The 12,612-nt window shown below is 57.2% G+C and carries 14 protein-coding genes; 3 read left to right on the top strand and 11 right to left on the bottom strand.

The window, feature by feature from the left end; translation table 11 throughout:
* Positions 1-24 precede the first annotated feature (24 nt).
* The 7 genes from ruvB to D882_RS0109050 form a co-directional block, all read right to left on the bottom strand.
* Positions 25-1,086, bottom strand: coding sequence for a Holliday junction branch migration DNA helicase RuvB (gene ruvB, locus D882_RS0109080; protein ID WP_027922938.1), 1,062 nt, complete (start codon positions 1,084-1,086; stop codon positions 25-27).
* Positions 1,087-1,704: a Holliday junction branch migration protein RuvA gene (ruvA, locus tag D882_RS0109075; protein WP_027922937.1), complete on the bottom strand. Its 618-nt coding sequence runs from the start codon at positions 1,702-1,704 to the stop codon at positions 1,087-1,089. It lies immediately after the preceding gene.
* 116 nt (positions 1,705-1,820) lie between these two features.
* Positions 1,821-2,345 carry a crossover junction endodeoxyribonuclease RuvC gene (gene ruvC / locus D882_RS0109070; RefSeq protein WP_007945844.1) on the bottom strand — a complete coding sequence of 175 codons (525 nt, stop codon included), beginning with the start codon at positions 2,343-2,345 and terminating at the stop codon, positions 1,821-1,823.
* Positions 2,346-2,429: 84 nt separating this feature from the next.
* Positions 2,430-3,176 carry a YebC/PmpR family DNA-binding transcriptional regulator gene (locus D882_RS0109065; protein WP_027922936.1) on the bottom strand — a complete coding sequence of 249 codons (747 nt, stop codon included), beginning with the start codon at positions 3,174-3,176 and terminating at the stop codon, positions 2,430-2,432.
* Positions 3,177-3,293: 117 nt separating this feature from the next.
* Positions 3,294-5,069, bottom strand: coding sequence for an aspartate--tRNA ligase (gene aspS, locus D882_RS0109060; RefSeq protein ID WP_027922935.1), 1,776 nt, complete (start codon positions 5,067-5,069; stop codon positions 3,294-3,296).
* A 119-nt stretch (positions 5,070-5,188) separates the two neighbouring features.
* Positions 5,189-5,410: an FmdB family zinc ribbon protein gene (locus tag D882_RS0109055; RefSeq protein ID WP_010457489.1), complete on the bottom strand. Its 222-nt coding sequence runs from the start codon at positions 5,408-5,410 to the stop codon at positions 5,189-5,191.
* A gap of 138 nt (positions 5,411-5,548) precedes the next feature.
* Positions 5,549-5,872 carry a ribbon-helix-helix domain-containing protein gene (locus tag D882_RS0109050; RefSeq protein WP_027922934.1) on the bottom strand — a complete coding sequence of 108 codons (324 nt, stop codon included), beginning with the start codon at positions 5,870-5,872 and terminating at the stop codon, positions 5,549-5,551.
* A 541-nt stretch (positions 5,873-6,413) separates the two neighbouring features.
* Between D882_RS0109050 and D882_RS1000000133340 the strand changes: the two genes are divergently transcribed.
* A complete protein-coding gene (locus D882_RS1000000133340; RefSeq protein WP_027922933.1) occupies positions 6,414-7,016 on the top strand; it encodes a cold-shock protein in 603 nt (200 codons plus the stop codon).
* A 74-nt stretch (positions 7,017-7,090) separates the two neighbouring features.
* Here D882_RS1000000133340 and D882_RS0109040 read toward each other — a convergent pair whose 3' ends face one another.
* Both D882_RS0109040 and D882_RS0109035 read right to left on the bottom strand, forming a co-directional pair.
* A complete protein-coding gene (locus D882_RS0109040; protein WP_010457497.1) occupies positions 7,091-7,297 on the bottom strand; it encodes a SlyX family protein in 207 nt (68 codons plus the stop codon).
* A 3-nt stretch (positions 7,298-7,300) separates the two neighbouring features.
* Positions 7,301-7,726, bottom strand: coding sequence for an HIT domain-containing protein (locus D882_RS0109035; protein ID WP_027922932.1), 426 nt, complete (start codon positions 7,724-7,726; stop codon positions 7,301-7,303).
* Positions 7,727-8,601: 875 nt separating this feature from the next.
* Here D882_RS0109035 and D882_RS0109030 point away from each other — a divergent pair.
* The gene (locus tag D882_RS0109030; protein ID WP_027922931.1) at positions 8,602-9,930 is read left to right on the top strand and encodes an OprD family porin; all 1,329 of its coding nucleotides are present in this window, start codon (positions 8,602-8,604) and stop codon (positions 9,928-9,930) included.
* 141 nt (positions 9,931-10,071) lie between these two features.
* Here D882_RS0109030 and D882_RS0109025 read toward each other — a convergent pair whose 3' ends face one another.
* Positions 10,072-10,914 (bottom strand): mechanosensitive ion channel family protein, encoded by an 843-nt coding sequence (locus tag D882_RS0109025; protein WP_027922930.1) that lies wholly within the window; start codon positions 10,912-10,914, stop codon positions 10,072-10,074.
* 138 nt (positions 10,915-11,052) lie between these two features.
* Entirely contained in the window at positions 11,053-11,538 is a 486-nt protein-coding gene (locus tag D882_RS0109020; RefSeq protein WP_007906601.1) for a YajQ family cyclic di-GMP-binding protein, read from the bottom strand.
* 140 nt (positions 11,539-11,678) lie between these two features.
* Between D882_RS0109020 and D882_RS0109015 the strand changes: the two genes are divergently transcribed.
* Positions 11,679-12,596 carry a putative 2-dehydropantoate 2-reductase gene (locus tag D882_RS0109015; RefSeq protein ID WP_027922929.1) on the top strand — a complete coding sequence of 306 codons (918 nt, stop codon included), beginning with the start codon at positions 11,679-11,681 and terminating at the stop codon, positions 12,594-12,596.
* The last annotated feature ends 16 nt before the right edge of the window (positions 12,597-12,612 follow it).

Raw genomic sequence — 12,612 nt, 5'->3', positions numbered from 1 at the left:
GAATATATCAGCGCGCAAAAATTATTAATCATCCACGGCGTCAAGGAACTCGTCTACCACGGGCATTTCGCCCAATCGTGACGGAATATTTAAACCGAAGTGCAAATACGCATGCCGGGTCACCACTCGCCCCCGCGGGGTGCGCATGATGTAGCCCTGCTGGATCAGGTACGGCTCCAGCACGTCTTCAATGGTGTGGCGTTCTTCACTGATGGCCGCGGCCAGGCTGTCCACTCCGACCGGCCCGCCGTCGAACTTCTCGATCATGGTCAACAGCAGACGTCGGTCCTGGTGGTCGAAACCACGTTCGTCGACATCCAGCAGGTTCAACGCGAGGTCGGCAATCGGCTTGGTGATATGGCCCTTGGCGCGCACCTCGGCGAAATCGCGCACCCGTCGCAACAACCGGTTGGCGATCCGCGGCGTACCGCGGGCACGTCGGGCGATTTCGAAGGCACCTTCCGGGTCCAGCGGCAAACCAAGGATGCTCGCCGAACGGCTGACAATCGTCGCCAGGTCCGCGGTGCTGTAGAACTCCAGGCGCTGGACGATACCGAAGCGGTCGCGCAAGGGGTTGGTCAACATGCCCGCACGGGTCGTTGCACCGACGAGGGTAAAGGGTGGCAAATCAAGCTTGATCGAACGCGCGGCCGGCCCTTCGCCGATCATGATGTCGAGCTGGAAATCTTCCATGGCCGGGTACAGCACTTCTTCGACAATCGGCGACAGGCGATGGATTTCGTCGATGAACAGCACGTCGTGGGGTTCAAGGTTGGTCAACAGCGCTGCCAGGTCGCCCGGACGTTCCAGAACAGGACCCGATGTGCTCTTGATCGACACGCCCATTTCCTGGGCGATGATGTTCGCCAGAGTGGTTTTACCCAGGCCCGGCGGACCGAAGATCAGCGTGTGATCCAGCGACTCGTTGCGCCCACGGGCGGCCTGGATGAACAACTCCATTTGCTCGCGAACGGTCGGCTGGCCGATGTATTCGGCCAGACTGACAGGACGAATCGCCCGGTCCTGGACTTCCTCGCGGTCACGGGGACCTGGCGTGGCGGCTATCAGACGATCAGCTTCAATCACTTAAATCATTCCCTTCAGGGCACGACGAATCAGGTCTTCACTGCTCAAGCCTTTCTCCTTGATCGCGGAAATCGCCTTGCTGGCCTCCTGCGGCTTGTAGCCCAAGGAAATCAGCGCACTGACCGCATCGTTTTCAGCGGTGGCGATCGGCGCCGGCGCATCTGGCCCGCCCGGCTGGTTGGGAACCAGCGCGAACATCGCAGGTACGGTTTCCCACGCCTTGAAGCGGTCCTTGAGTTCCACCAGCAAACGTTCAGCCGTCTTCTTGCCCACGCCCGGCACCTTGGTCAGCGCCGAGGTGTCCTGGGACTGTACGCAACGGACCAACTCATCGACTTCCAGACTGGACATCAAGGCCAGCGCCAATTTCGGCCCTACACCATTGAGACGGATCAGCTCGCGAAAAAAGTCTCGCTCACGCTTGCCGAAGAAGCCATAGAGTAACTGCGCGTCTTCGCGTACGACCAAGTGGGTGTGCAAGGTCAGCGGTTCACCGACCGACGGCAAGCGATACAGCGTGGTCATGGGCACTTCCAGCTCATACCCCAGACCGTTTACATCCAGAATCAGGTGCGGTGGCTGTTTTTCAGCCAGTGTGCCGCGCAAGCGTCCAATCACGTTACAGATCCTTGAGCGTTGGCCAGATCAATGCCTGGCGACCGACAGAGCAAGGGTTCGCGTCGACAACACAGACACGAAGACCCTCATTCCATAAAAAATGATTGCTGATGCTATCAGAGACGCAGGCGCCCGCCACGACTGCGTGCCGTCCCCAGGCCATGGGGCAGCAGACTGGAACGGGTGTGCGCATGGCAAATGGCGATGGCCAGGGCGTCAGAAGCATCGATTTGCGGTTTGCTGGTCAATTTCAGCATGTGCATGACCATCATTTGCACCTGTTCTTTGTTCGCCGCACCGGTGCCGGTCACTGCCTGTTTGACCTGGGTCGCGGTGTACTCGGCGATTTCCAGGCTTTCTTCGGCACCGGCAACGATGGCCGCGCCGCGCGCCTGACCCAGCTTCAGTGCAGAGTCGGCATTGCGCGCCATGAAGACTTTTTCGATGCCCATGGTGACCGGGCCGTATGTCTGGATGATTTCACGCACGCCGCGATAAACGATTTGCAGACGCTCATGCAATTCTCCCGAGCCGGTACGAATGCAGCCCGAGGCCACATACACACAGCCACGCCCGGTATCGCGCACCACGCCATAACCGGTAATACGCGAACCGGGGTCGATACCTAGAATTAAAGTCATAACGCCTGCGGGTTAGGTAAGAGCACTTCAATACAGCAAACACCAACAGTGGGAGCTGACTCCCACCTTTGATCTTAGTCACCCTTAACCGAGTTGCGCGGCTACCGATTCCGGGATGTCCGCGTTGGAATAGACGTTCTGCACATCATCCAGGTCTTCAAGCATGTCGATCAGCTTGAGCACCTTCTCGGCGCCTTCCAGGTCCAGTTCGGCGCTGGTGGTCGGCAACATGACGATTTCAGCGTCGTCGCCTTTGAACCCGGCCGCTTCCAGCGCATTGCGCACGGAATAGAACCCGGCGAACGAGGTGAACACATCAATGGAACCGTCTTCGTGGGTGACCACGTCATCGGCGTCGGCTTCCATCGCCGCTTCGATCAGCGCGTCTTCATCAACGCCTGGCGCGAAGGAAATCTGCCCTTTACGCTCGAACAGATAAGCCACGGAACCGTCGGTGCCGAGGTTGCCGCCACATTTGCTGAACGCGTGGCGGACTGCCGCTGCGGTGCGATTACGGTTATCGGTCATGCACTCGACCATCACCGCCACGCCACCCGGGCCGTAGCCTTCGTAACTCAGCTCGACCATGTCGTCGGTGTCGGCAGCGCCGGCACCGCGCGCAACGGCGCGGTCAATGATGTCGCGACTCATGTTCGCGCCAAGGGCCTTGTCCAGCGCCAGACGCAGGCGCGGGTTGGAGCCCGGATCACCGCCACCCTGTCGGGCAGCAACGGTCAGTTCACGAATCCACTTGGTGAAAATCTTGCCCTTCTTGGCATCCTGACGTTCTTTGCGGTGCTTGATGTTCGCCCACTTGGAATGACCCGCCATAACTCGCTCCGAATTCTCTTTGAAACATTGCCCGCCACACTCAGTGTCGGCCAGCAACCAAAAAATCTCGACTTAAAGAAAAGGCGCACCCAAAAGGATGCGCCTTTGCGGTCAGCCTTACTCAGCCTTTGGCGTTTCGCGCAGACGAATGTGCAGTTCGCGCAATGCCTTGGCATCCACCTGACCCGGTGCCTGAGTCATGACGTCCGCCGCGCTCTGGGTTTTCGGGAAGGCAATTACTTCACGGATCGACTGGGCGCCAGTCATCAGCATCACCAGACGGTCCAGACCGAAGGCCAGGCCACCGTGTGGCGGCGCGCCGTACTTCAGGGCGTCGAGCAGGAAGCCGAACTTCTCTTCCTGTTCCGCTTCGTTGATGCCCAGCAGGCGGAATACGGTCTGCTGCATTTCCTTGCGGTGGATACGGATCGAACCGCCACCCAACTCGGTGCCGTTCAGCACCATGTCGTAGGCACGGGACAGAGCGGTCGCCGGGTTGGCTTCCAGTTCTTCCGGAGTGCACTTCGGCGCGGTGAACGGGTGGTGCAAGGCGGTGAAGCTGCCGTCGTCGTTCTCTTCGAACATCGGGAAATCGACGACCCACATGGGTGCCCACTTGCAGGTCAGCAGGTTCAAATCGTTACCGACCTTGATCCGCAGCGCGCCCAGGGCTTCGCTGACGATCTTGGCTTTGTCGGCACCGAAGAACACGATGTCGCCGTCAACCGCGCCAACGCGATCGAGGATCACATTGAGGTTGGCTTCAGGGATGTTCTTGACGATCGGCGATTGCAGACCTTCAACGCCTTTGGCGCGCTCGTTGACCTTGATGTACGCCAGGCCCTTGGCACCGTAGATGCCGACGAACTTGGTGTAGTCGTCGATCTGCTTGCGCGGCATGCTCGCAGCGCCAGGAACGCGCAACGCGGCAATGCGGCATTTCGGGTCGTTGGCCGGGCCGCTGAACACCTTGAAGTCGACTTCTTTCAGTTGATCTTCAACGTCAACCAGTTCCAGCGGGTTACGCAGGTCCGGCTTGTCGGAACCGTAACGACGCATGGCTTCTGCGAAGGTCATGTGCGGGAAGTCGCCGAATTCCAGGTCCAGCACTTCCTTGAACAGGTTGCGGATCATTTTTTCGGTGATGCCCATGATCTCGTTTTCATCGAGGAAGCTGGTCTCGATGTCGATCTGGGTGAATTCCGGCTGGCGATCAGCCCGCAAGTCTTCGTCGCGGAAGCACTTGGCGATCTGGTAGTAACGGTCGAAGCCAGCCACCATCAGCAGTTGCTTGAACAGCTGTGGCGATTGCGGCAAGGCGAAGAACGAACCGGCGTGAGTACGGCTCGGCACCAGGTAGTCGCGAGCACCTTCAGGGGTCGCGCGGGTCAGGATCGGTGTCTCGACGTCAAGGAAGCCGTTCTCGTCCAGGAAACGACGGATGCTGGTGGTCATGCGCGAACGCAGACGCAGCTTCTCGGCCATTTCCGGACGACGCAGGTCAAGGAAGCGATAGCGCAGACGGGTTTCTTCGCCGACATCGGAGAACTCGTTCAGCGGGAACGGCGGGGTTTCCGACTCGTTCAGCACTTCCAGTTCGTAGCCGAGGACTTCGATCATGCCCGACGCCATGTTGGCGTTGGTAGCACCGGCCGGACGCAGGCGAACCTTGCCGGTGATCTTCACGACGTACTCGCTGCGCACGCGATCGGCGGCAGCGAAGGATTCAGCGCGGTCCGGGTCGAACACCACCTGGGCCAGACCGTCACGATCACGGATATCGAGGAAAATCACCCCACCGTGGTCACGGCGACGGTGAACCCAACCGCAAAGAGTAATTTCCTGGCCTTCCAGGCTTTCGTTCAGTTGGCCGCAATAATGGCTGCGCATCATGGTAGTGGTTTCACTTCTCGTAATTCGAAATTCGGTTGGAGTCCCGCCCATCCTGCCCTTGTTAAAGGTGCCTGATGGTGCAAGCGCTCTCACGTGTCGTTCAACTCAGGCCCTAGACCCTAGTCAGCTTTGTCGCCGCCGGCCAGGTTCTTCTTCGAGCCGGTCTTGAAATCGGTTTCGTACCAGCCGGTGCCGCTGAGGCGGAAACCTGGCATGGACAGCATCTTTTTCAGCTCTGGCGCCTGGCAGGCAGGGCAGTCGACCAGCGGTGCTGCGCTGATCTTTTGAATGGCTTCCAACTGATGACCACAGGAAGCACATTGATAGTCGTACATCGGCATGGGGGTTGTCTCGGCGATCAGATTGCTACCGCGCACGCTGGGTTTTGCGGCAAAGAGCGGGATTATATCCATTAAATGCAGCCTGTGCAGCCGTAAGACTGCACAGACTGACACTCAGTCCATTACGCCGCTCTGCGACTAAGGTGTCGCAACGCAGCCCCCTTCCTTCAAGCTGCGCACGACGCAGACAACCCGCACCAGCCCGGTGAAGTTCTTGACCCCGCCGTGACGCAAATGCACTTCGCGGTCCACATGGGACAACAGCGCACTGACCGAACAGCAATTGACCCTGGCCATATCGCCCAAAATATCCCAATAGACCTGCTCAAGCCGCAAGCAGGTCGCAAAACCATTCAAACGCACAGAGCGGGATAAAGGCCGGGCCAATCCCATATCAAATTCACTGACGAACGGATCAACCCTGATCTCCCTCCCCTCGCCTGGCCTGTCTTCGTAAACCATATCGCTGACACTCCTTTGTCATTCCTTGCCTTCTATCAAGAGCTACATCTGTTGTGTTGCCTTATAAAAGCGCAGGCGCAAAGGGATATCCAGATGACTTTATGACCATCGACGTAGGATAAGCCAACAGTTGACAGGGGATCATGGAGCCCGTCCTAGGCCGGCCATTTTCCTACATGATCAAGCGCGATTTACCACGCGCAAAAGAGACTCTAAGAAGCAAAACGGCAAAGGGTCGGCGGCGGGCACGGCGACCTCGTCCTTAATAGAAGAAAGCCGCGCACAACAAACCTGCCAACACCCCACCGCCCCGAATGACGCACCGACCTGCGACAAATCAACCTCCCAGGCACCGCCGGACTGCCTGATTTGAGTAGCTGCAGGCTTTGCTGTTAAATAGACAGTGTGTCGCGACCGCCTATTTTTCGGGGGCTGCGCATAGGCTGATACCGAATACGTGCCCAACGCCTCTTATTGTTCCGAAGCGAACCGTATTCCATCAGCTCTTCCTCGTGATCCGTCTTAACGTGAGTTAATCAAAATGTTGAAAATCGTCCACCTGCTAACGGGCGCAGCGGCCCTGCTGCTGTCCTTCATCCCCAGCCTGCGAGCTGAAGCGGTCCCTTACCTGCAACAACCCGATGCACTGTACCTGGCCTTTTTCGGCCTGCTGAACCTCACCCTTGCTCCTGTTATCCCTTACTGGAACAAAGGCCCTCGTCACCAACTGCAAAACCTGGTCAGCGTTCTGCTGGTACTGGCCGTCCTCCTGCAAATCCTGACATTGCTCGCGCCGATGCCCGTCATCGCCGGTCAACCTGCCGTCCTGTTCAGCCTGGTCGCAGCCATGGCCGCCGTGTTACTGCACCTGGGCGTCAGCTTCTACAAATCGTCACCAGCCGCCGCCTCGCCAAGCTATGACATGAGCAACCGCGATACCGGCACCGTCAAGTGGTTCAACACCTCCAAAGGCTTCGGCTTTATTTCCCGTGATTCCGGCGATGATATTTTCGTGCATTTCCGCGCTATTCGTGGCGAGGGTCACCGCGTTCTGGTCGAAGGCCAGCGCGTGGAATTCTCTGTGATGAACCGTGACAAAGGCCTGCAAGCCGAAGATGTGATCGCCGCACTGCCGCGTCGCTGATTCAAAGGCTAAAAAAAACCGCGAACAGCCAAGCTGTTCGCGGTTTTTTATTGGCTGCTTCTTTATCAAAAAAGTCAGTAATGCGGCGGCGGTGCTTCTTCTTCGAAGGTTTCGAACTGCCCGGCCATTTCTTCCTGGCGCTTGAGCAGTGCTGCCATTTGCAGCTGCAGGCGTTCAACGGCTCGCTGCTGCGTCGCCAGCACATCACTCAATGACTGGATGGTGTCATCCTGAAACGCCAACTGACTCTCCAGATCGGTAACGCGATCTTCCAGGCTCATGATTCAACCCTCCAGAAACGTAAAGTCTTCGGCTAACACCAAACGCAGCCGCTCGCGAATCGCAGCGATCTGGCCTGCATCATAGGGTTTGGCCGGCACCTTGCCCCAGACCGGCGCAGGCCAGGCGGCGTCTTCGCGTTTGCGCACGATCACATGCATGTGCAACTGGCTGACGACATTACCCAGCGCCGCAATATTCAGCTTGTCAGCGTCGAACGCATCCTTGAGCGTTTCCGCCAGCGCGGTTGTCTCCTGCCAGAGCTGTTGCTGCTCGGCGACACCCAACTGAAATATCTCGCTGATATCGTCGCGACGAGGCACCAGGATGAACCAGGGGTAATTCGAGTCATTGGACAACAGCAACCGGCAGAGCGGGAAATCCCCGATCGGTAGCGTGTCTTGTTGAAGCCGTGGATCTAAAGCGAACACTGTGCGCACTCCCGCCTGGTTCTCATTTTTCAGCTTAGCGCCCCTCCCGAGGGACGGCGCGCCAAGCGACAGGACGGCAGCATACCTGCGAACGGGTCTCTCTTCACGGCCAGACACGCGCCCCGCCATGAGACATTTTTTGCCAGAACGCACCATTACAGGACCAACGCTCCGGCCAAAACCGCCGAAATGACTGATTAACAACGATGTGTTCGATTCAGACAAATAACAACACTGGATGAATTCAGCACAGTGATTCAAATTTTTTGCACCAAAAGCGCACAGCTCGTCTACGCTGAGTCGGTCAGCATCCGCCATCTACTCACTTTTGGGGTGAACCGGTAACGTTTTTGGTTGTCACGGCACCGAGCCGGAGGCTGGAACACGATGCAAACCTGGCGTCAAGCCCGAACAAAACGTGCTTGAAACGCCCGGTTTTATGAGGTTTTTACAGGTATAGACAAGCAGGCAGAAAAAAACAGCAACAAAATTCTGTTTTGTGCACGCTTGTTGCATTCACACCCACATCGCCTTGGATGTCTCTGCTGGAAGTGGGGGCCTCAAGGCAAATAAAAACAGCGGCAGGGTTGCCCGATGGAGATTCAGACGTTTCACCAAGGACTCTTTTTACCGATGTTCAAGCCCCGGAAAACAACGTTAAAGTTGCCGGTCCTCTTGCATTGAGGCTGTAAATTTGCGACATCTACCAAGCTGTTTGCGACAGGGTCGTAAAGAAGCTGAAAGGTTAGATACGCAAGTATCGCCAACATGGTCGGCGTGATATAAGTTTGCGCCGACACAAAAAGAAAGAGCCGCCCAGATAATAAAACAGGTGGGACGGCAGTACTCTTCTAAAACCAAAGGAGCAAATCACGATGCGCGTGATGAAGTGGAGCATGATCGCACTGGCAGTTGCAGCAGCAGCCAGTACTCAGTTGGCAGTAGCCGCACCTTTCGTAAGCGACCAGGCAGAAGCCAAAGGTTTTGTTGAAGACGCGAAGGCCGACATTCTGGTTCGTAACTACTACTACAACCGTAACAAGAAAGACGGCGCTACCGACGACAAAGACTGGACCCAGGGCATTCAGGGCAACTTCAGCTCTGGCTACACCCAAGGCCTGATCGGCGTTGGCGTTGAAGCTTGGGGCCAACTGGCCATCAAGCTGGACGGTTCCGACAAATACGCAGGTTCGGGCAACATGTCCGTGGACGGCGATGGCGAAGTCAACAACAGCCAAGGCAAAGCCGGCGCTGCTGCCAAGTTCCGCATCTCCAAGACCGAGCTGAAAATCGGCGACATGCAGCCAAGCACTGCTCCAGTGTTCGCTGTTGGTGGTTCCCGTATCCTTCACCAAACTGCTACCGGCATCCAACTGCAGAGCAGCGAAGTCAAAGACCTTGACCTCGAAGGCGGCCACTTCACTTCGGCAACCAGCCAGGACAGCAACGCCCGTGACGGCGACCTGTGGGCTACTTACGCTGGCGTGAAAGCCAACTCCATCGACTACTTCGGTGGCAAATACGGCATCAACGACAACCTGAGCTTCTCGCTCTACGGTGCCAAGCTCGAAGACGTCTGGAACCAGTACTACGCGAACGCGAACTATACCCTCCCGCTGGGTGGCGATGAGTCGTTGAACTTCGACGCCAACTACTACAACACCAAGGACACCGGTAACGCTAAAGCAGGCGAAATCAGCAACAACGCCTACTCCCTGGCGGCTGCTTTCTCGTTCCTGAAAGCGCACACCCTGACCCTGGGCTTCCAGAAAGTGAACGGCGATACCCCGTTCGACTACGTCGGTGTGGGTAAAAACAACCGCGGTGGCGACTCGATCTTCCTCGCCAACTCCATCCAGTACTCTGACTTCAACGCCCCTGGCGAGAAGTCGGTACAAGCCCGTTACGACCTGAAAATGGCCGAATACGGCGTACCTGGTCTGAGCTTCATGACCCGTTACGTGAAAGGTTGGGACATCGACGGCACCAACACTCCAGCAGGCAGCGCTTACGCTGGTCTGTACGGTGCAGACGGCAAACACCACGAAGTCAACGTAGAAGCCAAATACGTTATTCAATCCGGTCCGGCTAAAGATCTGTCGTTCCGCATCCGTCAAGCATGGCACACCGCCAACGCAGACGAAGGCGAAGGCGATATCTCTGAGTTCCGCCTGATCACCGACTACCCACTCAACATTCTGTAATTGCAGAACGTTAGTTTGCGGTAATCAAAAAAAGGCCCATCTTCGGATGGGCCTTTTTCGTTGGCTATCAATTAAGCGTTAAAACGATCAAATCCGTGAGAAACATGCCTGACCAAAGAGTCAGACATGATCAAAAAACAATCACTGCACCGCAGATTCCTGAACCACGCGAATAACCCGCTGTGGAAACGGAATATCAATACCGGCATTTTTCAAGCGATCACGGGACTGTTCGTTGAACATGAACATCACCTCCCAGTAATCCGCCGTCTTTACCCAGACCCGAAGCGAAAGAGTGATCGAACTGTCACCCAAAGTAGACACCACTGCCTGAGGTGCCGGATCTGCCAACACACGCGGATCTTTGGCCAACTCCAGCAGTACTTCACGAGCCTTCTGCAAGTCCGCTTCGTAATCCACCCCTACGTCGAACACTACTTTGCGGGTGGGTTGACGGTTGGTATTGGTAATGATGCCGTTCGACAAGTTGCCGTTAGGCACGATGATGGTTTTGTTGTCACCGGTGCGCAGTACGGTGTGGAAGATCTGAATACTGTCGACAGTACCGGCAACCCCTTGGGCTTCAATCCAGTCACCGATTCGAAACGGGCGGAACAACAGAATCAACACACCGCCGGCGAAGTTGGCCAGACTGCCTTGCAAGGCCAGACCAATGGCCAGACCCGCCGCACCGATCGCCGCGACGAACGAGGTGGTTTCCACACCGATCATCGACGCTACGCTGACAATCAGCAAAACCTTGAGAATGATGTTCGCCAGGCTGCTGATAAAACCTTGCAGCGCCAGGTCGGCGTTACGCAGGGCCAGCAGGCCACCGAGCTTTTGCGTCACTTTGTTGATCAGCCACCAACCGATGGCCAGGGTGATCACTGCCAGCAACACGCGGCTGCCGTACTCCATGATCATTGGAATCCAGGCTTGGGATGCCTTGACCAGGTTGTCCACTTCAGTATTCAAATCCATCTAATTTCTCCTGATTTCCGGCTATCCGGCACGCGAAAAAAATAAACGGCAGAACGACCAAACCCAGGGGACTTAATCATTTCTGCCGTTGGTTGGGCCTCGGACGCCGAAAACGCCGAGAGGTTCCCAAGTTGAAGGTCAGTCGCGGAAGTTGTTGAACTGCAGCGGCATATCGAACGTTTTGGCGCGCAAGGCCGCGATGGCTTCCTGCAAATCGTCACGTTTCTTGCCGGTAATGCGCACTTGCTCGCCCTGAATAGCGGCCTGAACCTTGAGCTTGGCGTCTTTGACGTGAGCGACGATTTTCTTCGCCAGTTCCTTGTCGATACCTTCCTTGAGGACCGCTTCCTGCTTCATCAGCTTGCCCGATGCGTAGGCGTCCTTGACTTCAAGGCACTGCACGTCGATTTTGCGCTTGACCAGGGCCAGCTTGAGGATCTCGATCATCGCTTCGAGCTGGAAGTCGGCCTCGGCGGTCAGGTTGACGGTCAGGTCCTTTTCCTTGAACTCGAAGGTGCCCTTGCCCTTCAGGTCATAACGGCGATCGAGTTCCTTGACGGCGTTTTCGACCGCGTTGGTGACTTCGTGTTTGTCCAGTTCGGATACCACGTCGAACGACGGCATGTAATCTCTCCAATAAAAAGGCGCGCTCGATTGCAATGGCGCGCGCTTGGCTTGCGGTTAAAATCGGGCTCATTATAACGGGTCTTTTCCAACCGATACTGCGAGCCTCACATGCCTGCCTCAAACCGAGCAAAAAGCTGATGTCGACTACTTGGCATGTATTGGGCGCCGGCAGCCTCGGCACGTTGTGGGCCACACGTCTGGCGCGGGCCGATTTGCCGGTCAGGCTGATCGTTCGGGATGCGCAGCGCTTGCAGGCATATCAAGCCGCAGGCGGTTTGACGCTGGTCGAGCACGGCGTAGCCAATACCTATGATATCCCCGGCGAAACACCGGACAGCCGCGAACCGATCAGCCGCCTGTTGGTGGCCTGCAAGGCTTACGACGCCGAGAAAGCCGTCGCACAACTGGCGCCACGCCTGACACCCGACGCCGAGCTGATCCTGCTGCAGAACGGCCTCGGCAGTCAGGACGCCGTGGCGGCGCAGGTGCCGCAAGCCCGTTGCGTGAGTGCATCGAGTACCGAAGGCGCGTTTCGCGATGGCGACTGGCGTGTGGTGTTCGCGGGCCACGGTTACACCTGGCTGGGGGATGCAGGCCATCCGGTTGCGCCGATCTGGCTGGATGACTTGGTGGCTGCCGGAATCCCCCATGAATGGAGCACCGACATCCTCACGCGGCTGTGGCGAAAACTGGCGCTTAACTGTGCGATCAACCCCCTGACAGTCCTTCATAACTGCCGTAATGGCGGGTTGCAGGCGCATCAGTGCGAAGTCGCGACCCTCTGCGGTGAATTGACCGAGTTGCTGGAACGGTGTGGTCAGCCCGCTGCGGCAGAAAACCTGCAACAGGAAGTCGAGCGCGTCATCCAGGCCACGGCGGCCAACTACTCCTCGATGTACCAGGACGTCGCGAATCAGCGCCGCACCGAAATCACCTACCTGCTGGGCCATGTGTGCAAAGTGGCCGAGCGTCATCAACTGAACCTGCCCCACCTGCATCAATTACAGCAGCGGCTGATCGGCCATCTGCACAGCCTTGGATTGCCCAGCGACTGAGCAGCGGCTACGCTGG

Source organism: Pseudomonas sp. URMO17WK12:I12 (genome assembly GCF_000514395.1).
GTDB lineage: Bacteria > Pseudomonadota > Gammaproteobacteria > Pseudomonadales > Pseudomonadaceae > Aquipseudomonas > Aquipseudomonas mucoides.
Note: the sequence above shows the minus strand (reverse complement) of the source record. Positions and strands in the feature narration are given on the sequence as shown.

What these genes read in the sequence shown, in the direction of transcription:
- D882_RS0109015 (WP_027922929.1), top strand. Translation starts at nt 11,679, where the DNA reads ATGTCGACTACTTGGCATGTATTGGGCGCCGGCAGCCTCGGCACGTTG.
- D882_RS0109055 (WP_010457489.1), bottom strand. Translation starts at nt 5,410, where the DNA reads ATGCCGATGTACGACTATCAATGTGCTTCCTGTGGTCATCAGTTGGAA.
- D882_RS0109030 (WP_027922931.1), top strand. Translation starts at nt 8,602, where the DNA reads ATGCGCGTGATGAAGTGGAGCATGATCGCACTGGCAGTTGCAGCAGCA.
- D882_RS0109025 (WP_027922930.1), bottom strand. Translation starts at nt 10,914, where the DNA reads ATGGATTTGAATACTGAAGTGGACAACCTGGTCAAGGCATCCCAAGCC.
- ruvC (WP_007945844.1), bottom strand. Translation starts at nt 2,345, where the DNA reads ATGACTTTAATTCTAGGTATCGACCCCGGTTCGCGTATTACCGGTTAT.
- aspS (WP_027922935.1), bottom strand. Translation starts at nt 5,069, where the DNA reads ATGATGCGCAGCCATTATTGCGGCCAACTGAACGAAAGCCTGGAAGGC.
- D882_RS0109040 (WP_010457497.1), bottom strand. Translation starts at nt 7,297, where the DNA reads ATGAGCCTGGAAGATCGCGTTACCGATCTGGAGAGTCAGTTGGCGTTT.
- D882_RS0109020 (WP_007906601.1), bottom strand. Translation starts at nt 11,538, where the DNA reads ATGCCGTCGTTCGACGTGGTATCCGAACTGGACAAACACGAAGTCACC.
- D882_RS1000000133340 (WP_027922933.1), top strand. Translation starts at nt 6,414, where the DNA reads ATGTTGAAAATCGTCCACCTGCTAACGGGCGCAGCGGCCCTGCTGCTG.
- D882_RS0109050 (WP_027922934.1), bottom strand. Translation starts at nt 5,872, where the DNA reads ATGGTTTACGAAGACAGGCCAGGCGAGGGGAGGGAGATCAGGGTTGAT.
- D882_RS0109065 (WP_027922936.1), bottom strand. Translation starts at nt 3,176, where the DNA reads ATGGCGGGTCATTCCAAGTGGGCGAACATCAAGCACCGCAAAGAACGT.